This window comes from Candidatus Chryseobacterium colombiense, assembly GCA_029203185.1.
In the GTDB taxonomy this organism is placed as follows: Bacteria; Bacteroidota; Bacteroidia; order Flavobacteriales; family Weeksellaceae; genus Chryseobacterium; species Chryseobacterium colombiense.
This window is the reverse complement of sequence record CP119310.1, coordinates 2,304,213-2,327,898: the sequence shown is the minus strand read 5'-3', so window position 1 is coordinate 2,327,898 and position 23,686 is coordinate 2,304,213. Positions and strand designations below refer to the sequence as shown.

The 23,686-nt window shown below is 35.6% G+C and carries 15 protein-coding genes and 1 tRNA gene; 7 read left to right on the top strand and 9 right to left on the bottom strand.

The features are described 5' to 3' along the window. Positions 1-4 precede the first annotated feature (4 nt). From P0Y62_10340 to ccoN, 4 genes are all read right to left on the bottom strand, one after another. Positions 5-2,332 (bottom strand): BamA/TamA family outer membrane protein, encoded by a 2,328-nt coding sequence (locus tag P0Y62_10340; protein ID WEK68267.1) that lies wholly within the window; start codon positions 2,330-2,332, stop codon positions 5-7. 10 nt (positions 2,333-2,342) lie between these two features. Beyond that, positions 2,343-7,370 (bottom strand): translocation/assembly module TamB domain-containing protein, encoded by a 5,028-nt coding sequence (locus P0Y62_10335; protein ID WEK68266.1) that lies wholly within the window; start codon positions 7,368-7,370, stop codon positions 2,343-2,345. A 283-nt stretch (positions 7,371-7,653) separates the two neighbouring features. Continuing rightward, a complete protein-coding gene (locus P0Y62_10330; protein WEK68265.1) occupies positions 7,654-8,541 on the bottom strand; it encodes a cbb3-type cytochrome c oxidase N-terminal domain-containing protein in 888 nt (295 codons plus the stop codon). A gap of 16 nt (positions 8,542-8,557) precedes the next feature. Further along, entirely contained in the window at positions 8,558-10,837 is a 2,280-nt protein-coding gene (ccoN, locus tag P0Y62_10325) for a cytochrome-c oxidase, cbb3-type subunit I (protein WEK68264.1), read from the bottom strand. A gap of 181 nt (positions 10,838-11,018) precedes the next feature. Here ccoN and P0Y62_10320 point away from each other — a divergent pair, with 181 nt between their 5' ends. Both P0Y62_10320 and P0Y62_10315 read left to right on the top strand, forming a co-directional pair. Then, the gene (locus P0Y62_10320) at positions 11,019-11,312 is read left to right on the top strand and encodes a helix-turn-helix transcriptional regulator (protein ID WEK68263.1); all 294 of its coding nucleotides are present in this window, start codon (positions 11,019-11,021) and stop codon (positions 11,310-11,312) included. A 363-nt stretch (positions 11,313-11,675) separates the two neighbouring features. Further along, positions 11,676-13,097 carry an amino acid permease gene (locus P0Y62_10315; GenBank protein WEK68262.1) on the top strand — a complete coding sequence of 474 codons (1,422 nt, stop codon included), beginning with the start codon at positions 11,676-11,678 and terminating at the stop codon, positions 13,095-13,097. Positions 13,098-13,205: 108 nt separating this feature from the next. Here the strand turns inward: P0Y62_10315 and P0Y62_10310 are convergent. Further along, positions 13,206-13,276, bottom strand: a tRNA-Gln gene (locus P0Y62_10310). 100 nt (positions 13,277-13,376) lie between these two features. Here P0Y62_10310 and P0Y62_10305 point away from each other — a divergent pair. The 3 genes from P0Y62_10305 to P0Y62_10295 all read left to right on the top strand — a co-directional run bounded on the left by P0Y62_10305 (position 13,377) and on the right by P0Y62_10295 (position 15,863). Continuing rightward, a complete protein-coding gene (locus P0Y62_10305; protein ID WEK68261.1) occupies positions 13,377-14,399 on the top strand; it encodes an AMP-binding protein in 1,023 nt (340 codons plus the stop codon). A gap of 30 nt (positions 14,400-14,429) precedes the next feature. Then, the gene (gene arfB, locus P0Y62_10300; GenBank protein ID WEK68260.1) at positions 14,430-14,822 is read left to right on the top strand and encodes an alternative ribosome rescue aminoacyl-tRNA hydrolase ArfB; all 393 of its coding nucleotides are present in this window, start codon (positions 14,430-14,432) and stop codon (positions 14,820-14,822) included. 66 nt (positions 14,823-14,888) lie between these two features. Further along, a complete protein-coding gene (locus tag P0Y62_10295; protein ID WEK68259.1) occupies positions 14,889-15,863 on the top strand; it encodes a deoxyhypusine synthase family protein in 975 nt (324 codons plus the stop codon). Positions 15,864-15,938: 75 nt separating this feature from the next. Here P0Y62_10295 and P0Y62_10290 read toward each other — a convergent pair whose 3' ends face one another. Then, positions 15,939-16,085, bottom strand: a complete 147-nt coding sequence (locus tag P0Y62_10290; protein ID WEK68258.1) for a hypothetical protein — start codon at positions 16,083-16,085, stop codon at positions 15,939-15,941. A gap of 132 nt (positions 16,086-16,217) precedes the next feature. Further along, positions 16,218-17,009 carry a glucose 1-dehydrogenase gene (locus P0Y62_10285; GenBank protein WEK68257.1) on the bottom strand — a complete coding sequence of 264 codons (792 nt, stop codon included), beginning with the start codon at positions 17,007-17,009 and terminating at the stop codon, positions 16,218-16,220. A 158-nt stretch (positions 17,010-17,167) separates the two neighbouring features. On the opposite strand from P0Y62_10285, the gene P0Y62_10280 reads away from it, so the two are divergent. Continuing rightward, complete coding sequence (locus P0Y62_10280; GenBank protein WEK71798.1) at positions 17,168-17,464, top strand: MGMT family protein; 297 nt, start codon at positions 17,168-17,170, stop codon at positions 17,462-17,464. Between the two features lie 55 nt (positions 17,465-17,519). Here the strand turns inward: P0Y62_10280 and htpG are convergent, their stop codons facing one another. Continuing rightward, the gene (htpG, locus tag P0Y62_10275) at positions 17,520-19,412 is read right to left on the bottom strand and encodes a molecular chaperone HtpG (protein ID WEK68256.1); all 1,893 of its coding nucleotides are present in this window, start codon (positions 19,410-19,412) and stop codon (positions 17,520-17,522) included. 155 nt (positions 19,413-19,567) lie between these two features. Between htpG and P0Y62_10270 the strand changes: the two genes are divergently transcribed. Beyond that, a complete protein-coding gene (locus tag P0Y62_10270) occupies positions 19,568-22,462 on the top strand; it encodes a prolyl oligopeptidase family serine peptidase (GenBank protein ID WEK68255.1) in 2,895 nt (964 codons plus the stop codon). A gap of 105 nt (positions 22,463-22,567) precedes the next feature. Here the strand turns inward: P0Y62_10270 and recA are convergent, their stop codons facing one another. Next, positions 22,568-23,572 (bottom strand): recombinase RecA, encoded by a 1,005-nt coding sequence (gene recA / locus P0Y62_10265; GenBank protein ID WEK68254.1) that lies wholly within the window; start codon positions 23,570-23,572, stop codon positions 22,568-22,570. Positions 23,573-23,686 lie beyond the last annotated feature (114 nt).

Below are 23,686 nucleotides of genomic sequence, written 5' to 3'. Positions count from 1 at the left end.
AAAATTAGAAAGGGTATCCGATGGCAATATTCAGAATAAGATTATCCTTTCTCCAGCTGGAATCACCGAAATTTATTTTATCGAATGTCCATCTGTCATTTTTTTCATAATATGGAACTCTCAGTGGCATGGCCAGATCCAATCTTAAAATTAAAATAGAGAAATCTAATCTTAGGCCAACTCCGGCTCCAACGGCGACTTCACTTAAAAATTCTTTTGAAAATTTGGCTCCCGGTCTGCTGGCATCTTCATTGATCAGCCAAACATTTCCTGCGTCAGCAAAAACGGCGACATTTAAAAACTTATAAAGATTGGCGCGGTATTCTGCATTAAGTTCTAATTTAATATCACCGGACTGATCAAAATAATAGCCTTGTTGAATCGTTCTCGGATCAAAACTTCCGGGCCCTAAGGTTCTTGCGCGAAATGCTCTTACACTGTTACTTCCCCCGGAGAAAAACTGTTTTGAAAAAGGAATATGCTCAGAATTTCCGTAAGGATAAGCTAATCCGGCGATAAACCTCGTTGCTAAAGATGTTTTTTCGGTGAACTTATGATACAGTCTGAAGTCATTTTCAATCTTTGCATATTGACTGAACGGAACTCCGAAAACTGTTTTTTCTTTATCTTTTTTTACATTCGCACCCGTGACCAAACCTGTTATATTTCCTGCTAAATCCAATGTACCTTTATAATAAATGGTTGTTGGTTTCGACAGCATGGTATTTGTATATGTATAGGAATAAGTAGGTCCAAAAATCAATTGACGGGCCACTACTCTCCGCATCGCATCACTTTTTGCAGAAATTGAATCATACAATGCCGTAATTTTTGAAGGAGAAACATAAGTCACATCAAAAATTTTCAGATCATGTTCTTTTCTGGCATTCTCTTTCCAAAGGTATCCGAATGAACCTGTGAAGGTATTTAAAGTGTAATACTCGGTACGGTTCTGGAACTCGTAGCCTAGAGTAATATTGGTTCTCGGGACAAAAGCACTTGAAGAATTAAACCTGAAAGGAGCAACAATTCTCGGTATGGAAAGCTGAACATTCGTTCCGGCTCTGAATAAATTTTTAGCATTTTCAGGACCTCCCATCTGGAAATCGAAGGCTCCGTAAATTGCGGCTTTAAACTGTTCTGCTCCTTTGAAAAAATTTCGATGCGTCCAGTTGAGGTTTAATTCACTTCCGGCATAATTGGCAGAATTTGTTCTTCCTAAAGCTTCTAAACGAAGAGACTGTATTTCTCTCGGTGTTAAAAGATAATAAGAATCAAATTTATGCTGAAGAGAATCTGATACGATAAACTCGTTTTTCACGAATTTAAAAACTCCTAAACTGATCAGTCGGTTTAAAGTAAGGTTGTGATTGGTACGGTTGTAAAGATCTCCCTTTTTAAAATATAAAGCCCTGTCAAAGATTTTCGGTTTGAATTTGTGTTGCGGATCGATGACATAAATATCCTTATAGGCATATTGAGCGAGGGAATCCGTATTCATCGGAATATGATATTTCCCGGTTCTTACATCCTGGATATTATAGGTCGGAAATACAATCACCTTATCAATACTGAACTGCTGTGTGGAAAGATCCGGAGTGTCATCTTTCAGTTTTACATTAAGCTCTACCTTATGATTTTTGCTTACGGTACTATCAGCCTGAACAATAATATTATCAGGATGGAAATAATAGAAACCTCTTTCTTTAAGCCCATTATCAATTCTTTCTCTTTCACTTTTAATAACGTCCAGATCAAACGGATTGCCGTTTTTAAGAAATGTTTTACCGGATAAATCCTGAATTTCCTTATTCACTAATGAAGAATCTTTCTGAAACTTAACATTACTGATTAAATATCTTGAACCCGGTCTTAACGTATAGATAACCTGTGCTTTTTTGTTTTTAGAAACGGTGTCATAAGTAGCTCTTGCATTAAAATATCCTTTATTTTCAGAATAATTCTGAATGATATCTTTATTAAACTCCCGGTCTACATCTCCCAGTAAAACAGGTTTTTCCCCCATTTTATATTTCAGCCAGTAGTTAAATCCTTTTTCCTTTTTAGGTTCTTTGGCGATATTATAGAAATACAGTTTGGGACGCATTCCTAAAAACGTGGAATTGGGCTTTGGAGTAAGGTTAGCTTCCAAGGCGGTCTTAAGCTCTTTTCTTTCTTTTTTTGAAAGAGAATCGTTTTCTATTTTTACCTCCGCTCCGGTGTAAAGCATTTGTCCTTCCTTCAAAAATTTAGTATTGCTACAGGAAAGGCTGACCGCTGCAAATCCGGAAGCGAATAAATATTTGAAATATATAGAGAGTTTATTTTTCATTCTTTAGTGTTTATTTGAATTCTACTGCCTTATCCTTTTTCTTTTCTCTGACTCTTTTCTCTGTAGATTTTTTGAAAATATCACGGAATTTATCATAATCCAATGTGATAATAAAGCCTACTCCGGTTTCTATGATTTGTCCCTGAAGAGCCACTTGATATTCATCTTTACGGTACGCACGAAGCATATATCTTCCGTCTTTAGAAAGGCTGTAATCTACCGTTACATTTCCGGCGATATTGGTCATATTTTCATTTTCGCGGGCATCACCTTCTAAAGCAAAATTACTTCCTACAGAAACTTTGAGACGGTCATTCAGCAGTTTCTTACTCACTCCTACATTAAGGTCAGTTCTTGTATTTTTATTACCGGTTGAATAATCTTCTGAAGATTCGAGATCAAAATTTAAATCTACTCCTTTTATCAAATCAGATGCCAGATTATTTAGCTGCTGAGAAAGAAGTTTGCTCACACTTTGTCTGGCGATCATTTCCCCGGACATTCCTGCGCTGGATTCAAAAGGATTTTCACCAATGAAGCGGTTTAGTAGTAAGAGAGCAAAAACCTGCTTATTCATTTCCGATTCCTGGGTTCTCAGCTGGGCAAGTTTCTGATCTATAGTTTCAATTACGGCAGATGAAACTGCGTTATTCTTCTTATCAGTAGTAATATCAAATGTAATTTCAGGTTTTAAAAGCTCTCCTTTCATTTTTAATAATGTATTGAAAGGAATTCTTTGCTTGTACTGATTGAGTTCTCCCGGAGAATCTGGATTTAATTGCTGTTCTACCAAATCTATTGGGGCTGTTTCGGTCTTGTAAATGGCAGTAATATTCAGTATTGCGGTGGTAGGTTCTCCGGTCCAGGTAATGGTGCTTCCTTTTTGGATATCGAATTTACGTTTCAGTAAGCTTACTGACATTTCATACGCTCCGGATTCTACCTGATATACTCCGACAAGTGTAGTTTTTCCGGAAGGATCTATTCCTCCTGTTAACTCTGCTTCTCCCTGAAGTTTTACAAAATCCCCGTTTGCTTTATCGATAATAATAGAAAGTTTTGCTTCTTTACTTACCTCTATATTCACGCTTACATCCATTCCTTTGATGCGGCTTTGTGCATTTAGAGAATCTGCCTTAATGGTTTTATTAAGAACGACCTGATCCTGATCGATAAATTCTACAATTCCGTCTCTTTCCTGCAATGACGGGCTCGATTGTGGAAGTACAAATGAAAAATCGGTGGCATCCGAAACGCTAAGTCTTCCATCAACTTTTGGAAGATCCAGATTACCGCGGATATGAAGATTGGCATCAATCGCTAAAATTCCGTACATAATGGCATCGTTCGATTTTTCAGAATTTACGACTTTAAAATCCTTGGCTCTGACATCTAAATTGAAAGCAAAATCTTTATAGGTTTGTGTAAGAACCTCTCCGTTAATTCTCAGAGAGTTTCCGTCTCTATCATTGATTTTAAAATTATCGAACTCTATACCTCGATTGGTAAAGTTAATTTCATCATTCAGCTTTCTGAAATCACTTCCTGTTTTGGCAATTTCCAACCCTACATCATTGAATTTGACTTTCCCTAAAATGTTAGGTTTATCAGTTGTTCCTGTAATTTTAAGATTTCCTGAAATGTACCCTTCCGTATTGGTGATCGCATTCATGGAAAAACCTTGGATGCTCTTCATTTGAAGCTGATTGATCGCCATGTTCAGATCAAAAGTGCTGGAAGAAGTATTGTAGTCTCCCAGAATTTTCACATCATTATTATTTCCTGAAAGGACAACATCAGCATTCAGAAGGTTTGGAGAATTGTTGTTGACTTTTACGGCAAGATTTCCGACAGGATTTTCATATACGATTAAATCTGAAATATTTAAATCGGTGGTGAATGTCATTTTTTTCGTCAGATCTTTCAATTGAGCGGTTCCATTGATTGTTCCTCTTGCCAGAAGAGTGTCTTTTTTAATCAGTTCTGTAATGGTCTCAATTTTGAAATCTTTCAACGAAACATTTAAAGGAGAGTTTGGAGACTGAGATTCTGATTGTAATGAAATTTCACTTCCTCCATTGGAAAGTTTGAAATTATCTGCAAAAATTCCTTTATTTCCGATTTGAATTTTGTTTCCTTCTGAGACTGTCCAATCCGTATAGTTTAATTTTAATCCATCCGGATTTAGAGATACTTCTGTGATGTCATTCAATGATTTTGCATTTCCGGCGATCAGAAACTGGGTTACATCTTTTGTGTCTTTCGTGGTAATATTGTAATTGATGATATTGTTGGCAACATCTCCACCTATATTTACCTTATTTAAAGCAAAACTTGAGCTTTTTAATCCTGCTACATACAGATTGTACTGTAGTGCTTGATTTTCGTTGGTAACTTTTAAGGTTGCATTTTCAACAGAATTTTCACCATACAAAAGCTGCGGAATCTGTCCGTCAATTTCAATTTTCTGAGAATCGGCATCATAATTTCCAGTCAGATTAATGGTCTCAAAACTCTTCAGATCCGGAACAAATTTTCTGATGATATCATCATTTTTAATTTTTGCATTAAAGGTAAAAAACTGTCCCTGCTGAATTTTCTGAACTTTTCCTGGCTTTTGAAACTGATAATATTGATTGATGGTATTGGATAAGGATCCAAAAATCTGAGTCAGTTTATATTTTCCTTTTAGTTCTACATTTGCAACCTGCGAATTAAGAACAATTTGCGTAGAATCGTTTGTGGAAGAAGCTTTTAGATTTAGTTCCTGAACAGGATATACTTCTTTGGTATCTGAGAAGGCAAAATCTTTTAAAGTTAAATAACCATTCAGATTGTCCGGATCAAGATTGGTGAAATCACCATCAATCTTTCCTGCAATAATCATTGGTTTTTCATAGAATCCAAGCTTGTTGACATCCAGTTTTATCACTTCTCCATTCACTTTTACCGTAGGATTTTTTTCATTGTAAACTCCGGAAGCGGTTAGTAATAAATTAGCATTCGGATCTTTTGAATTTAAAACAATAGTATAGGCTCCACGATTGATTTTCCCTGTAAGGTTCATGTTTTGGTAACGGTAGCCTTTGTAAACTGCCGATGCAACGTGCCCTTTTATATCTGCTTTTGCATTTTTGAAATCAAAACTTTCTCCTTTGGCATAAATTTGTGCTGAAATTGCTCCGATATCTTTATTCTGAATAATTTTACCAATCTGTAATCCCTGGAGATTTGCTTTTACATCATACAGCTCATGATTCTTTCTGCGCATATCCACTTTAGCAATCACAGCCGCGTTGCCAAGACTGGAGTAGAGGTTCAGATTGGCGTCTACAACTTTCGTGGTACCTTTTGCTATTCCTTTAATACTCATTTGTGAAGGCAGGGAAATATTGGAAGGAATCGTCTTTTTCGGAACTAAATTAAAAATCGTTTTTGCAGATGAAGATAATTCTGTAAACCTTAAATCATAATATAATTTATCAGGATTCATCGTATTTTTGATTCTTCCCGATGCTGCAACTCTCAATTGATCCAAGCCTGAAACTTTAAGATTGTTGATCAATAAATCGTTGACATTTCCTTTTACATTGGCATTAACATTTAAAACAGCATTTGGATATTTATTGAAAGGAACGGTGTTTCTTAAAGTCGGAACCAAATTCAGAATATCTGAAAAACCAATTCTGGAATCTTTAATATTCGCTGAAACTTTTACAGCACCTAAATTTGAACTTAATTGTTCAATAGAATTGTAATTTAGAATGATCTCATCACGCAATAACGTTTTTGGGGTTTGCAGATAAAGGTCTTTTAAATAAGCTTCTTTCTCATTGTATACAAAATCCGTATTGAATTTCTGAATATCGAGCCCTCTCGCTTCCTGAATTTCTGCTGAGCTTACAGTTCCTGCAAAGGTATTATTCTGCATTTTGAAACTTCTTACCTCAACATTCATTTTTGGGAAATTCATATGATTGAAATCCATTCCCTGTTTTGTAGGAGCAATGGCGGTATTGTTATAGGCAACTTTTACATCATTTAAAACCAGTTTTCCAAGTAACAGACTCATTGCTTTTTCTTTATCCGTTACTTTAGAAGCTTCAAGTTTTTTGCTGTTTTTCGGATTTGCATTCTGAGCCGGAAGATAAAGATTGGCATTGATATCTGCACCGGAAAGGAAAATATTATCTACACTATAAGCATTGTTTTCCAGGTCAAGCTTGTTAACTTTTGTGCTGAGTTCTTTGAACAGGACTTTTGCGAAAGTTTTAGTATTTTCGTCGCCATAGTCGATATCGAAATTGGTGAGTTTTATTCCTCTTAGCCCAATCTGCATCGGCTTTTTATTATTCAGGGAATCAACTTTCTTTTCAACTTTTTTGGAGACTTCTTCTACGAGATCCTGTTTTAATTTTAACTTTAGTCCGTCAAGATTAATATCATTAACAGCGTATTTATTGTTATTTAAGTCAAAGGTTTTTACCCTTGTATCAAAAGATGTAAAGTAAAGTTTTATATCATTTCGGGATTGCTGGTCATTGAAGGTAACACCAATATCTTTTAGTTTAATTTTATCTAAAGAAATGATGAAAGGTTTAGACGGGCTTTCTTCTTTGTCACTGGTTGCAAAAGCATCAATAATATAATCAAAGTTGAATTTTCCATCAGGTTTTCTCACGACATTAGCTCTTGCTCCTTCCAGATCTACTGAGGTAATATCTGCTGTGGAATGAATCAGTTTCAGCATATTTAAGCCAACATCCAATTTTCTTACCGCCAGAAGAGTATCGACATCTTGTCCTTTTAAATACAAATTTTCCATAACAAGACTGTTTGGAAATCCGATGTAAACTCTCTCGAGGCTTACTTTTGTTTTGATTTTCTTTTCAAGATAGACGACCAGTTTATCCTTGATGAAGTTTTGAACGGCCGGAAGCCTTAAACTAAAAACAAGCAGGATAAGAAAAACCAATATGGAAATAATGGTGATAAGGAATCGCCTTAAGAGCTTTCTAGTATTAATTTTCAGTTTCAAGAGTGATTCGTTTTAGACAAATATAATAATACGAATTTATTATCTATCTGCGGTGATACTCTTTGTGAATACAAAAATCCTGCCTTGACTGTCCATTTATGGAATTTAAGTTTAGTTGTCGTCAAGTGAATTAGTTGATGAAGACAGCCAAGGTGCGGATTTTTTGTTTTTTAAAAGCCCCCTTTTATCATTTTTTATGGTGAAAAGGTTAGCAAAAATGAAATTTCAAATGTTAGTTTAGTTATTCAAAGGGGGCATTGGGTTTGTATGTTGAGATAAAAATTTATTCATTTCCGTTTTCCCATTTTACTTCTTCACCTTGTGGTGCGGCACCTCCTTGAGCAGGAGTTATAGGAGCGGTTTCCTGATTGATATGATAAACATAAGCTGCAATTTTTTCGGCGTCTCTTCCTGTGATTGTTCCTTCTTTGATGAACGGTCTCATGGTAGGATTGTTGGGCGATCCGTTTTCAAGCATCCAGATCACATTTTTGAATAAACTCTTTTGTTTTACGTTGATCCAATGAGTATCGGTTAAATTAGGGCCAATTCCTCCTTTCCCGTTATCACCGTGGCAAGTAACGCAGTTGGTTTTAAATAATTCCTGACCTTCTGTAATGTTGTCTGCACTATATTTTGCCGTTTCAAGAGTTACCTGTGGAGCATTTTTTTCAAACTCTTCAATGGAAGCAAGCATTTTTTTTGTTTCATGGTTCAATTCTGCTTCGGGATGTGCATAATCTGTAAAAGCAAAGGCTGTAAGATATACTGCACAGAAAATGCACCCAAAATAAAACAGACCGATCCACCATTTGGGAAGCGAGTTGTCAAGCTCAGTAATTCCATCGAAGCCATGATCGATAAGAATATCTTTTTCTTCGGTAGCAGACTGTTTTTTGAAAGCTGAATTCCAAAGTTTCTGAAAATAAGGTGTGTTTTTATCTTTTAAATATTCGGCTTTTTCTTCTGCAGATAATTTGGTGAAATTCTGATTTTCAATTAAATCCCCAATTGAATTCATAATCAAAAGAAGAATGATTGCGATCAGTATTAGTCCCCAGAAAAAAGGTGAAGAAAAGTATCCTGAATCGTGCGCGAACATTTCGAACGCCATGATCGTCAAACCTAGTGTGACAAGGATGTATATGGAAATTGGAGTTCTTGTTTTCATTGTAATTCAATTTAAATTATTCTGCACTTGCGGTTTGAATCTGAGTTGTTTTGATATCGGTTCCTAATCTTTGGAGATACGCAATCATTGCAACGATTTCTCTTTGTTCAAGCGGAACAAACGTTGCTCCTTTTGCAACTCGGTCTTTTTCAATCTGTTCTTTCACATCGGTAGCTTCGGAATAAATTCTTTTTACAATTCCTGCCGCCTGATTATTCGCCCATTGATTGGCTGAATCTATTTCTGCTTTTGTATAAGGAACATCGAAATAATTTTTCATCAATTTCATTTTGTCCACCATTTGTGTTTTGTCTAATTTGTTTGTAATTAACCAAGGAAAACGTGGCATGATAGAACCTGCTGAGGTAATTCTTGGGTTATACATATGTTTAAAATGCCATGAATCAGGATTTCTGCCTCCTTCTCGGTGTAAATCAGGTCCTGTTCTTTTTGATCCCCAAAGGAAAGGTCGGTCATAGATAAACTCTCCGGCTTTGGAATACTGTCCGTTTTTCCCTTCAAATCTTACGATTTCATCTCTGAAAGGTCTTATCATCTGAGAATGGCAAGCGTTACATCCTTCTCTGATATATAGGTCTCTTCCTTCCAGTTCTAAGGGAGAATAGGGTTTTACTGCGGTAATGGTCGGGACACTTTGTTTTAAAGTTAATGTCGGGATAATTTCTACTAAACCACCGATAGCAATAGTGATGAATGCTAATATCGATAATAATTTCGGGGTTCTTTCCAGCCATAAATGAATTCCTTCGCCTTCTTTTCTTGTACTTCCGATATTGGCCAATGCAGGAGCTTCTGCAGGAACTTCTCTCTGGAATGATCCTTTTCTTACAGTAGCAATAACGTTTACAACCATTAAGATCGCTCCTGAAATATAAAATAAACCACCCAAAAATCTCATTTTGTAGTAAGGGATGATTGCAGTAACGGTATCCAGCCAGTTTTTCCACAACAACGTTCCGTCCGGGTTAAATTGTTTCCACATCAATCCTTGAGTAAATCCTGAAATATACATGGGAACTGCGTAGAAAATAATTCCTAAAGTCCCTAACCAGAAATGCCAGTTAGCCAGTTTCTTAGACCATAGTTGGGTTCTCCACATTACAGGAATCAGATAATAGATGATTCCGAAAGCCATGAAGCCATTCCACCCTAATGCCCCAATGTGTACGTGGCCAATTACCCAGTCGGTGTAATGTCCGATTTTATTTAAAGATTTGGTTGCTAAAAGCGGTCCTTCAAATGTTGCCATACCATAGCAGGTAACAGCTACTACGAAGAATTTTAAAATAGGATTTTCTCTTACTTTATCCCATGCTCCTCTTAGAGTTAAAAGTCCGTTTAGCATTCCTCCCCAGGATGGTGCAATCAGCATAATTGAGAAACCTGTTCCCACTGCTTGTGCCCATGCCGGAAGCGCAGTATATTGCAAATGGTGAGGTCCTGCCCAAAGGTAAACGAAGATCAGTGACCAGAAGTGAATAATTGACAATTTATAAGAGAAAACCGGTCTGTCCGCCGCTTTGGGTAAGAAATAATACATCAATCCCAAAACCGGAGTCGTCAATACGAAAGCTACGGCATTGTGACCATACCACCACTGAACCAAAGCATCTTTTGCTCCTGCATAGATTGAATAGGATTTCCAGCTTGTAAAAGATAATGGCACTTCAAGATTATTGAAAATATGAAGCATGGCTACGGCGATCCAGGTTCCAATGAAAAACCAGATGGCAACATATAAATGTCTTACTCTCCTTTTGGCGATTGTTCCGAACATATTGATCCCGAAAACAACCCATGAAACTGTAATTAATATATCAATTGGCCATTCGTGTTCCGCATATTCTTTAGAGGTGTTGATTCCCATTAGAAAAGTGATGACTACGCTGATAATCATGATCTGCCATGTCCAGAAATGGATCCACGATAAGGTGTCACTGTACATTCTTGTTTTAAGCAATCTTTGCATGCTGTAATAAGCGCCACAGAAAAAGGAATTACAGACGAAAGCAAAAATGACAGCGCTCGTATGCAACATTCTGATCCTTCCGAAGCCTAGAGCTCCTTGTGTATTAATCAGTCCCTGAATGTTTCCAGATGCCAAACTTTTAATGGTGGTGTCATCTGTTCCGAATAAAAATTCCGGAAGTTCAGGATAAAAAAGCATCAGTGCAGCGGTAAGCCCGAGTAAGAACCCGACTAAACCGAATGCAATGGTAGCATAGAGGAATGCTCTGACAATAGTATTGTCATAATTAAATTTTTGCGTCTCCATAATTCCTATGTGTTGTACTGAGGTGATATTTCCTTTAAAACAGAAGCTTTTGAGCAAATTTTCAGCTTAGGTCTTAAATATCATGTAGCGTAATAATGTTTTGACAAAGGTATTTACTAACTTTGTGTAAGTCTAATAGATATACTTCTAAAATATACCGAAAACTACTAAAACAGACACGATGAAGATATGTGGACAAAATATTAGAAAAATAAGAAGAAGTAAGGATTTTACTCAGGAATATATGGCTTTTGAGATGGGAATTTCTCAAAAAGCATATTCGGATATTGAGAATGCTAAGGTAAAGATCAACTTTGAAATTCTGACTAAAATTTCCGATATTTTAGAAATTAAACCTTCGGATATCTGTAGTATTTCTCATAAATGCGGAAATGATGAATACGAAAATAAATTTCATGATCTTGTAGAGTACATGAAAAAAAATAATATCGCTATTCCTAAGGATTATTTATAGGTTTTTAGTAAATGAAAAAATAAAAAGGCTGTCTTAAAACAAGACAGCCTTTCATTTTTTATGTTGAAGTTATTATTTGGTCGGTAATTCAGAATAAATAATCCGCCTTTTTTAGAATGATTAGTATTGTTCTGTGCTTTCCCTAATCGCTGCTAATGCCAGAGAAAGAATTTTTTTTCATTGTAAATTTTTTTAAGGTTGGGATATTGGGATTAATCAAGTATGAATCGAATATTAAGTTTAATTTCTTTTGTTGATTTATGATTAAATCAAAATTATATGGTGCAACTGTTATCATTTTATGAGTCTCGTAGACTAGCCCCGAGAGAAAGTTTTTATATATTTAGGCTCATATTTTTCATTATGAACAACGAAAATAAAGGAGAACAAAAAGATTCTCTGGTTAGAGGACTTACTAACCGCCATATTCAATTAATTGCCCTTGGTGGGGCTATCGGTACAGGGCTTTTCTTAGGAATTGGTCCGGCCGCCGTATTGGCGGGACCGTCAGTTATTTTAGGGTATGCTTTGGCGGGTATTATTGCTTTTTTTATCATGCGGCAACTTGGTGAAATGGTGGTACAAGAACCAGTTTCAGGGAGCTTTAGTTATTTTGCATACAAATATTGGGGTAATTTTCCAGGATTTGCTTCTGGATGGAATTACTGGATTCTCTATATCTTGGTAAGTATGGCGGAACTCACTGCGATCGGCCATTATATTCATTTTTGGTGGCCTGATATTCCGCTTTGGGTGTCCAGTTTGTTCTTTTTTATTGTGATTAATGCTTTGAATCTGGCTTCAGTAAAGGTTTATGGTGAAACAGAATTTTGGTTTTCCATTATAAAAGTCGTGGCAATTATTGCAATGATTGTTTTTGGAATTTATTTGCTGATCAGCGGAACAGGAGGAGAGAAGGCGACGGTTTCTAATTTGTGGAACGATGGCGGATTTTTCCCGAAAGGATTATTCAATAAAACTGAAGGAGGATATTCTGGATTGTTTGCGGCGATGGCAATGATTATGTTCTCTTTTGGAGGATTGGAACTCATCGGAATTACAGCAGCAGAAGCCAAAAATCCAGAGAAAACAATTCCAAAAGCAACCAATCAGGTGATTTATAGAATTCTGATTTTTTATGTGGGAGCTTTAATCATTTTATTTTCATTGAGTCCATGGAGAGAAATTACGGAAGGAACGAGCCCGTTTGTAATGGTTTTCCAGAATCTGAATGGTTTTGAATTTACGTTGTTTGGAAAGGTGATTCAGTTCAATATTTTGATTGCAAATGTTCTTAATTTAATTGTATTGACGGCAGCTTTATCCGTTTATAACAGTAGTGTTTACAGCAACAGCCGAATGCTTTTCGGGTTAGCTCAACAGGGAAATGCACCGAAGTTTTTAACTAAATTAAATAAAAGTAGTGTTCCTACCAACGCGATTATTGTGTCATCGTGTTTCGCCGGAATTTGTATTATCATTAATAAATTAATTCCTGAAAAAGCATTTGAATATCTGATGGCTTTGGTGGTTTCTACTTTGATTATCAATTGGCTGATGATTTGTTATACTCACTTAAAATTCAAAAAAGGTAATCTGGAAGCAGGTGTTAATTTGAAATTTCCGTCGATATTTTATCCTGTTTCAAATTATATCTGCATGGCATTTTTATTAGTTATTTTAGTATTAATGAGTATTACAGGCATGGAAATTCAGGTGGTTCTGATTCCGATCTGGCTGGCATTTTTGTTTTTAATGTATAAAATATATAAACCGAAATCTTAATTGATTTTGTTTTTTGAAGGAATATGGGATTGAAGAATAATATTTTTAATCCCATTTTTTGTATAAATACCAAAAGAAAAAACCATCCTTGAAAAGGATGGTTTTTCGTAGACTCACAGGGATTCGAACCCCAGATGACTGAACCAAAATCAGTAGTGTTACCGCTACACCATGAGTCTCTGTTTGTTTTAGTGGTGCAAATTTACAGCTTTTTTCATTACATGCAAGAACTTTTTACAATTTTTTTTAAATTTACTGTACTTTTTATTCCCGCTAATTATGCTGATAGACTTCAATAATCTCAATATTAATCAATTATATTTTGGAACCGAATTTGAAATTAAAATTAAAAATTTCTTAGAAGAATGGTTTTCAAATTCAGAAATGGTAAAAGTGCAGACTTCCGGTTCTACAGGAGTCCCAAAGGTTTTTGATATTGAAAAAAAGAAAATGATTAATTCTGCAGAAATGACTTGCAATTTTTTAGGATTGAAAGAAGGAGACACTTCTTTGATTTGTTTGCCTGTGGAATATATTTCTGGAAAAATGATGGTTGTTCGTTCCATTATTAGAAAATTAAAATTAATCATTGTTGATCCTTCTACAAAGCCTCTTGAAAGTCTGAATGATACAATTGATTTTTGTGCGATGACTCCACTTCAGGTAGAGAATTCTTTGGATAAATTACATTTGATTAAAAATTTAATCATCGGAGGAGCTGCAGTTTCAGAAACTTTAAAAACGAAAATTATTCAAACGCTCAGGCTTTCAAATTCCTCTACTAAAATATTTGAAACTTACGGAATGTCTGAAACGCTTTCTCATATAGGACTCAAGCAGGTAGCTCCGAATCCGGAAGATTATTTTACAGTTTTTGAAAATGTTGAGATTTCAAAGGACGAAAGAGGCTGCCTGAAAATTTTTGCTCCTAAAGTAAATGCTGAGGTGCTGCAAACTAATGATTTAGTTGAAATTAGGAATGGAAATCAGTTCAGGTTTTTAGGACGAATGGATAATGTCATTAATTCAGGTGGAGCAAAGATTTTTCCTGAACAATTGGAAGCTTTAGTCAAAAAAGAAATTCCTAATGAGGCTGTTTTTTTAGGCGTTGATGATGAAAGTTTAGGACAAAAATTGATATTGGTTATTGAAGGGGTGAAGTCAGCAAATTTGCTGGAAAAGATTTCGGAAATTTCTTTTGAGAAAAATTTTCATAAACCTAAGGAATTAATTTTCATTGAAAACATTCCGAGAACTCCTAATGGAAAAGTGAATAGAATTGAATTAAAAAATATGCTTTAAGGTTTATCTTTATAGCCCATTAAAAAGAAAATGAAAGATTTCACAAAAGAGCTCAGTTTTAAAACTTCCCGCAGCAGCGGAGCAGGAGGTCAGAATGTCAACAAAGTGGAGACTTCTGTTACAGTCCTTTGGAAGGTAGACGAATCTGAATTTTTTACTGATGAACAAAAAGATTTAATTCGGGATAAATTAAAAAACAGAATCAATGTGGATGGTTTTTTATTCTTAACGGTTTCTGAGAGCAGGACACAGCTTATGAATAAAAATAAAGCGATTGAAAAGATACTGGAAATCGTTGATAAATCTTTATGGATTCCTAAAAAACGAATTGCCACCAAACCGTCTAAAGCTAAGAAACAGAAAAGATTAGATACCAAAAAGAAGCTTTCGGAGAAAAAGGAAAACAGAAGGTTTAAGTTTTAAGAATTCTTATAACTTCCGGCTTCCATCTTACAACCCAAAATTCTTATCTTTGCAAAAATTAAAAAAATGAGCAAACCGATTACTGAATTCATAGAAAAATATTACCTTCACTTTAATGCGGCAGCATTGGTGGATGCTTCTAAAGGATATGTTGCACACCTTAAGGATGGCGGAAAAATGATGATTACTTTGGCTGGAGCAATGTCTACTGCCGAGTTGGGGAAAATTCTTGCTGAAATGATCCGTCAAGGTAAAGTAGATTTTATCTCTTGTACGGGGGCAAACCTTGAAGAAGACCTTATGAATCTTGTAGCGCATTCTCATTATGAAAGAGTTCCTCACTATAGAGATTTGACAGCTCAGGATGAGTGGGATCTTTTGGAAAGAGGTCTGAACAGAGTTACAGATACTTGTATCCCTGAAGAAGAGGCTTTCAGAAGATTACAGAAACATATCGTAGAGATATGGAAAGATGCTGAAGCAAAAGGTGAAAGATATTTCCCGCACGAATTCATGTACAAAATGATCCTTTCAGGAGTTTTGGAGCAGTATTATGAGATTCCTAGAGAAAACTCTTGGATGATCGCTGCGGCAGAAGCAAATTTGCCGATCGTAGTTCCGGGATGGGAAGATTCTACAATGGGTAACATCTTCGCTTCTTATTGTATTAAAGGAGAGCTTAAGGCTACAACCATGAAATCAGGGATCGAATACATGACATATTTGGCTGATTGGTATACTAAAAATTCAGGTGGAAAGGGAGTTGGATTCTTCCAGATTGGTGGAGGTATTGCAGGAGATTTCCCGATCTGCGTTGTGCCGATGTTGTATCAGGATATGGAAATGCATGATATTCCGTTCTGGTCTTATTTCTGCCAGATTTCAGACTCTACAACATCTTATGGATCATATTCAGGAGCGGTTCCGAACGAGAAAATTACTTGGGGTAAATTAGATATTACAACACCGAAATTTATCGTTGAAAGTGATGCAACGATCTGTGCACCATTGATGTTCTCTTATATTCTTGAGAATTCTTAATAGAAAATAATCATAAATTCTAGATAAAAGGCTTATTATATAGGCCTTTTATTTTTTTACATCAAATAAGATTTATTAATCTAAAGCGTTCACTAATACAAAATATCGATACGCCAGAATTCCTTTCTGAATTTTTGTGAGTGTATTAGGATCTTTATGGCTCAATTTAGGAAGAATCAACTTATTGATGCTATTCAGAAATTTGAAAAATAATTTTTTCATGATAATATATTTTAGTGATTATTTCATAGTATTCAAAAACTATGCGGTTTTACTAAAATAAAACTGCCCATCAATCCGACAGGCAATTTCACTACTAACATATTAAATTTATTATTTACTGCATTATCCTATTTATGGATTTCCATATATATTGGATTCTCCTCCGTCGATGGCAATTACCTGTCCGGAAACATAGCCGTTTTCATCACTCAATAAATAAGCTACCAAATGTCCCACATCCATTGGATCTCCTAATCGTCTTGTAGGATTTCGGGATGCATATTCTTTTTCGGCTGCCTTCGGATCGTTTGGATTTACCTGCTTAAAAGCTTCTGCTACCATTGGTGTTAAAATAGCTCCCGGAGCAATAGCATTGGTCAGAATATTATCTTTACCGTATTCCAACGCTGCATTTTTTGTCATTCCGGCTACGGCGTGTTTTGTCGCTACATAAGCGGTCTGATTCAAAACTCCTCTGATCCCGCCGACAGAAGCTACATTTACAATTCTTCCCCCTCCGTTTTTCTGTAGCTCAGGGATCACATATTTCATTCCATAATAAACTCCTAAAAGATTAATATCAATTACTTTTTTAAAAATATTAATGTCATAATCTATTAGAGGAGCTTGTTTTCCCTCAATTCCTGCATTGTTGTATAATCCGTCAACTTTCCCAAATGTCTTAACAGTCTCGTCAACATAGTTCTTTACATTTTCTTCTACAGAAACATCTGCAGCTACTGTTAAAAAATTATTTTCCGGATATTTTGATTGCAGATCTGCCTTCGTTTTATTCAAAGCTTCAGCATTATAATCTACTAATGTCAAATCGGCTCCTTTAGAAGCTAATACATCTGCTGCAGCCAGACCAAGTCCCATGGCTGCTCCTGTTACAATTATTACTTTTCCTTTTAAATTTGCCATAATTTTTTTGAATTAATGATATTTAAATTTACGAATTAAAACATCTTTATACCTTGATCTATGATAAGAAACCGATTGCATTATTAGAAATGATAATATTGTAAAACAGGTTTTCCGATCTGAAAATTATGTTTATCTTTAATCTATTCAGATATTTTATGGACGAAATCTTTAAGCAACAGGTCTGGGAAATTACAAAATTAGTTCCCAAAGGCAGAGTAACAAGCTACGGAGCCATTGCAAAAGCAGTTGGTTATCCTAATCATTCACGACATGTAGGAAAAGCAATGGGAGGTTGTCCGAAAGATGTTCCTGCACATCGTGTGATTTCAAGTTCGGGAACTTTATCTGTTCCGGAATTTCATGTAAAATTAGAAGCAGAGGGAATTGAGGTGGAAAATTTTAGAATCAAAAATTTTAAGAAACTTTTTTGGAATCCTTTGGATGAGCTATAAAATAAAAGTTTCGGGGCGGCAAAGTCACCCCGAAACCTCAATATAAAATAACCAATTATTTATTTAAATTCTGATAACTTCTTTGGATAAAGTCTGTCAGATCTTTTCCTTTCAATAGATTCTGAGAAAGTTTTGCTAGATCTAAAGCATATTTAATTAAACCTGCTTTTTCCTCAATATTTTCTGTATTTAAGATTTGGTTGGCAAATTCACTGTTGGAATTTACTACCAGATTATACATTTCGGGGAATCCGCCCATTCCAAACATTCCGCCGCCACCGGTTGCCTGCATATCTTTCATTCTTCTCATGAATTCTGGCTGGGTAATGGTAAAGGGAGCATCATTGCTTTCTAAATCTTCAAGCTGAACTGTGAATTTTGTATCGTTGATTACTTCTTCAACGTTTTTCTTCAATGATTCTTTTTCGGTTTCGTTCAACTTCGAAATGATCGGTTCGTCTTTTTTGATCAGATTGTTGATGTGATCCGCATCTACTCTTACAAAAGAAATTTTCTCTTTAGACGTTTCCAGTTTTTGAATCACGTGAGGAACAATTGGCGAGTCTAAAAGAAGAACTTCATAGCCTTTATCTTTTGCAGACTGGATATAACTGTGCTGCTCATCAGCGTTGGAAGCGTAAAGAACAACTAAATTTCCATCTTTATCAGTTTGGTTTAATTTAATTTTTTCTTCCAGCTCATTCCACAAGAAATATTTTCCATCTGTTGTAGGATATAATGTGAATTTATCTGCTTTCTCAGCAAATTTTTCTTCCGTTACAATTCCGTATTCAATAACCACTTTAATGTCATTCCATTTTTTCTCATAATCTTCGCGGTTTTCATTGATTAGAGATGACATTTTGTCGCCCACTTTTTTCGTAATGTAAGAAGAGATTTTCTTCACTGCACCGTCTGCCTGTAAATAAGAACGGGATACGTTAAGAGGAATATCCGGAGAATCGATCACTCCACGAAGCAACATTAAGAAATCCGGAACGATACCTTTCACTTCATCTGTTACAAATACCTGATTTTGATATAATTGAATTTTATCTTTTTCAATATTCAGGTTATTGCTCAGTTTCGGGAAGAATAAAACCCCAGTTAAGTTAAATGGATAATCAACATTCAAATGAATATTAAATAAAGGCTCCTCAAACTGCATTGGATACAATTCGTGGTAGAAGTTCATATAATCTTCATTGGTCAGTTCATTTGGAGCAATAGTCCAGGCCGGAGTAGGGTTGTTGATGATATTATCAACTTCCTCGGTCTCTGCAACTGCATCTTCAGGAGCATCTTCCGGTAAAGGTAAAGTATGGGTCTTTGTTCCGAATTTAATAGGAACAGGCATGAATTTGTTGTACTTTAATAACAATTCACGGATTTTCCCTTCTTCTAAAAATTCTACTGAATCTTCTGCAATATGAAGGATAATTTCAGTCCCTCTGTCCGTTTTATCAGCAGTTTCTTCTAATGTAAATTCAGGGCTTCCATCACAGATCCAACGAACAGCAGGTTCTTCTTTGTAGGATTTGGTTAAGATCTCAACCTTTTCTGCAACCATAAACGCAGAATAGAATCCAAGTCCGAAATGACCTATAATTCCTGAATCTTTTGCAGAGTCTTTATATTTTTCCAAAAACTCTTCTGCTCCTGAAAAGGCAACCTGGTTGATGTATTTTTCGACTTCTTCACCGGTCATTCCGATTCCCTGGTCGATAATATGAAGAGTCTTGTTTTCTTTGTCAATCTTAACCTCAAGTTTTGGATTTCCATATTCAACTTTCGCTTCGCCGATGCTTGTTAAATGCTTTAGTTTTAAAGTGGCGTCCGTTGCATTGGAAATCAATTCTCTTAAGAAGATTTCGTGGTCACTGTACAAGAATTTTTTGATCAATGGGAAAATATTTTCCACAGATACATTGATATTTCCTTTCGTCATAATATTTTTAGTTTTAATTTTTCTTCAAAATCTTTCTCAAAAAAAATACCGTTTCATGAAAAGTGACATTTTGACATTTTTATAATGAGCCATATGTACTGATAAAAGTTTTGTCGAAGAAATATCTTATTTTTAAACTTTAAAAGTATTTAAAAATGAAGTTGAGAAGTACAGTTTTTATCCTGTTCATTATGAGTTATCTTGTGTATGGACAGAAAAAGCCTTTAGATCATTCAGTGTATGATAACTGGCAAAATATCGGAGCAAGAAAAATTTCCAATGACGGAAAATGGATTTCCTATTCTGTGGATGCGCAGGAAGGAAATTCCAATCTTTTTTTATATTCAGTTAAAAATAAAATTTCAAAACAGTTTGTAAGAGCAACAAAAGCTGATTTTACAAATGATTCCAAGTTTGCTGTTTTCCAGATCCGCCCATTATATAAGGATATTAAAGCGGTAAAGGATAAAAAACTGAAACAGGATAAATTAACAAAAGACAGCCTTGCCATAGTTAATCTTTTCACTGGTACAACAGAAAAAATTCCGAATGTAAAAGGGTTTAAAATTCCTGAAAAAGGCGGTTCGTATGTTGCGTACCTTTTGGAAAATATGAAAGATAAATCTGATGATGCTTCGGATAAAGAAGATGGAGATGATAAGAAAGATGAGGATAAAAATGCAAAGCCATTGCAGTTGGTTGTGCGAAATCTTCTCGATGGGAAGAGTACAACGTATGATAATGTAACCCGCTATGAATTTAGTAAAAACGGGAAACAGCTGGTTTTTGTAACCAAGAAACCGGAAGAGAAGAAAACTAAAGATAAGAAAGGGGAGAAAGATTCCGGAGATGAAAAAATTGCTGAGAAAAAGGATAATGATAAATCGAAGCCGAAGAAATATGCACTTGAGACTGTGCAGGTTGTTGATCTTCAAAAAGGATCAGTAACTAAAATTTCTGAAATAGAGGGTGATTTTTCACAGTTATCATTTGATGAAGAAGGAAATCAGTTGGCATTTGTGGGAACTTCTTCTGCGCAGAATGATCTCGTGAAATTGTATCAGCTGTATTATTTTAACTTTAAGACCAATAAAAAAGAAACTGTAACCAATGAAAATGCCCAAATGAGAAAGAATTGGGTAGTTTCTGAAAACCGTTTCCCAATATTCAGTAAAAGTGGAAAGCAATTGTATTTTGGTGTGGCTCCGAAACCTGTCGCTAAAGATACAGCCATGATTGCGAATGACCATGCTGTAGTGGATATCTGGAACTACAAAGATGACTACCTGCAAACAGTTCAGCTGAAGGAACTGAAAAATGATCTGAAAAAATCCTACGCTGCAGTAATGCAGACAGAAAAGCCTGATTTTTTTAGAAATATTGATGGGGAAGACTTGGACACTTTACGATTGGTCAATGATGGGAATGCGGATTTTGTGATCGGTATTACAAGTTTAAATAATCGGATTTCCTCGCAATGGGAAGGTTCTACAAAGAAAACCTATTTCCTTATTGATAATAAAACAGGAGATAGAACAGAAATTATTAAAAATTTGGATGGATCGGTTTCTGTTTCTCCACTCGGAAAATTTGTTGTGATATTTGACAGAGAAAAGGGATCGTGGTTGAGTTACAATGTTAAAACAAAGCAAACACTTCCATTAAATAAAGGATTACAGGTTTCTTTTGTGGATGAAGAATTTGATATGCCGGATTTTCCAAATGCTTATGGTATCGCTTCTTGGACGGATAATGATGAATCAGTGATTATCAAAGATCGTTATGATCTTTGGGAGTTTTTCCTGAATGGATCAAAAAAGCCAAGAAATATGACCAATGGATTTGGACGTAAGAATAAAATAACATTTGATACGTACGATTTAGATAAGGATATTAAAAGTTTAAACCGTAAAACTTCCATTTATTTATTAGCATTTGATAATACATCTAAGGCAAATGGAATTTTTAAAACAAAGATTCAGTCGAATTCTGATCCAGTGAAAATTAAAATGGAAAATGTCTGGGGATACAGAAGTCTTCAGAAAGCGAAAAATGCGGAAGAATACATTCTTGTAAAAGAATCATATACAGATTCTCCGAATATTTTCACTACATCCGATTTTTCTGAACAGCAAAAATTAAGCAATACTAATCCGCAACAAAGCAATTATAACTGGGGGACAAGTGAACTGGTAAACTGGACCACCCCGAAAGGAAATTCATCTACAGGTGTTTTGTATAAACCGGAAGATTTCAATCCGAATAAAAAATACCCTATGATTGTGTATTTCTATGAAAAACTTTCAGACAACCTGAATCGTTATGTAGCACCTGCTCCAACGCCTTCAAGACTGAATATTTCTTATTTCGTCAGCAATGGATATTTGGTTTTTACACCGGATATTTCCTATGTTGATGGTCTTCCTGGAGAATCAGCCATGGAATATATCAATTCTGGAGTAGAAAAACTAAAACAGAATTCTTGGATAGATGGTGCTAAAGTAGGAATTCAGGGACAAAGTTGGGGAGGATATCAGGTGGCATATCTTATCGCTCATACTGATATGTATGCAGCGGCATGGAGTGGTGCTCCGGTTGTTAATATGACTTCTGCCTACGGTGGAATCCGTTGGTCTTCAGGAATGAACCGTCAATTCCAATATGAAAAATCGCAGAGTAGGTTAGGGAAAAATCTATGGGAAGCACCGGAACTGTATATTAAAAACTCACCGCTCTTTACAATTGATCAAGTGAAAACTCCGGTGGTGATCATGAGTAATGATAAAGATGGAGCCGTGCCTTGGTATCAAGGAATTGAAATGTTTACAGCTTTACGACGTTTAGGAAAGCCAGTATGGCTTCTGAATTATAATGGAGACGATCATAATCTTATAAAGCGTCAGAACAGAAAAGATATTCAAATCCGTGAACAGCAGTTTTTTGATTATTATCTGAAAGGAGCTAAAGCTCCGGTCTGGATGACAAAAGGTATTCCTGCAATCCAGAAAGGAAAAGATTGGGGATTTGAGTTAACGGAGGATAAACCTTAATTGAAGTTTCAGTTTCGGCGGCAAAGCCGCCGAAACTGAAACTGATAATAAAAAAGCTCGGCGGGACCAAAGGTCCCGCCGAGCTTTTTTTATACGAACAAATTACTATTTTTTAGTAGAAATCTCTTCTTTAATTTTATTTTCCAATTCCTCGGAAAGCTCAGGATTATCCTTCAATACATCTTTCACTGCATCACGACCCTGTCCTAATTTTGTTTCTTCATAACTGAACCAAGAACCGCTTTTCTTTACAATTCCTTGTTCTACCGCCTGATCCAAAATTTCTCCTGTTTTAGAAACTCCTTCACCGTACATAATGTCGAATTCTGCCTGTTTGAATGGTGGGGCTACTTTGTTTTTCACAATTTTCACTTTCACACGGCTTCCGATCGCTTCATCTCCATTTTTAATAGGCGCAGATGCTTTTCTGATATCAATTCTTACTGAAGCATAAAATTTCAAAGCGTTACCTCCTGTTGTTGTTTCAGGATTTCCGAACATTACTCCGATTTTTTCTCTCAGCTGGTTGATGAAAATCACGGTACATTTCGTTCTTGAAATTGTAGCTGTTAATTTTCTTAATGCCTGAGACATCAATCTTGCGTGAAGACCCATTTTTGAATCTCCCATTTCCCCTTCAATTTCAGCTTTTGGAGTAAGAGCAGCTACGGAGTCAATTACTACAATGTCTATTGCTCCGGAACGGATCAGGTTATCAGCAATTTCTAATGCCTGTTCCCCGTTATCAGGTTGCGAAATGATTAAATTTTCCAAATCGATTCCTAATTTGGCAGCATAGGTTCTGTCAAATGCGTGTTCCGCATCAATAAAGGCAGCAATTCCTCCTGCTTTTTGAGCCTCAGCAATGGCATGAAGTGTTAAAGTCGTTTTACCTGAAGATTCCGGACCGTAGATCTCAATGATTCTTCCTCTTGGATAACCACCAACACCTAAAGCGATGTCTAATCCTAAAGATCCTGAAGGAATCACCTCAATGGTATTATCTACAGAACTGTCTCCTAAAGTCATTACAGTTCCTTTTCCGTATGTTTTATCTAGTTTTTCAAGCACTAAGGCAAGTGCTTTCTTTTTATCGTCTGCGTTACTCATCTGTATAATTATAATTTCTCAAAAATACATAATTTCTCAATGAAAAGCTAATATTATTTATTACAGAAAATCATTTTTAAAATGATGAAAATATAATGTATTCATACTTAACTC

Bases quoted from the DNA above. Each gene is read 5' to 3' on its own strand.
- ccoN (WEK68264.1), bottom strand. From the start codon at position 10,837: ATGGAGACGCAAAAATTTAATTATGACAATACTATTGTCAGAGCATTC.
- P0Y62_10330 (WEK68265.1), bottom strand. From the start codon at position 8,541: ATGAAAACAAGAACTCCAATTTCCATATACATCCTTGTCACACTAGGT.
- htpG (WEK68256.1), bottom strand. From the start codon at position 19,412: ATGACGAAAGGAAATATCAATGTATCTGTGGAAAATATTTTCCCATTG.
- recA (WEK68254.1), bottom strand. From the start codon at position 23,572: ATGAGTAACGCAGACGATAAAAAGAAAGCACTTGCCTTAGTGCTTGAA.
- P0Y62_10315 (WEK68262.1), top strand. From the start codon at position 11,676: ATGAACAACGAAAATAAAGGAGAACAAAAAGATTCTCTGGTTAGAGGA.
- P0Y62_10280 (WEK71798.1), top strand. From the start codon at position 17,168: ATGGACGAAATCTTTAAGCAACAGGTCTGGGAAATTACAAAATTAGTT.
- P0Y62_10285 (WEK68257.1), bottom strand. From the start codon at position 17,009: ATGGCAAATTTAAAAGGAAAAGTAATAATTGTAACAGGAGCAGCCATG.
- P0Y62_10305 (WEK68261.1), top strand. From the start codon at position 13,377: ATGCTGATAGACTTCAATAATCTCAATATTAATCAATTATATTTTGGA.
- P0Y62_10295 (WEK68259.1), top strand. From the start codon at position 14,889: ATGAGCAAACCGATTACTGAATTCATAGAAAAATATTACCTTCACTTT.
- P0Y62_10340 (WEK68267.1), bottom strand. From the start codon at position 2,332: ATGAAAAATAAACTCTCTATATATTTCAAATATTTATTCGCTTCCGGA.
- P0Y62_10320 (WEK68263.1), top strand. From the start codon at position 11,019: ATGAAGATATGTGGACAAAATATTAGAAAAATAAGAAGAAGTAAGGAT.
- arfB (WEK68260.1), top strand. From the start codon at position 14,430: ATGAAAGATTTCACAAAAGAGCTCAGTTTTAAAACTTCCCGCAGCAGC.
- P0Y62_10290 (WEK68258.1), bottom strand. From the start codon at position 16,085: ATGAAAAAATTATTTTTCAAATTTCTGAATAGCATCAATAAGTTGATT.
- P0Y62_10270 (WEK68255.1), top strand. From the start codon at position 19,568: ATGAAGTTGAGAAGTACAGTTTTTATCCTGTTCATTATGAGTTATCTT.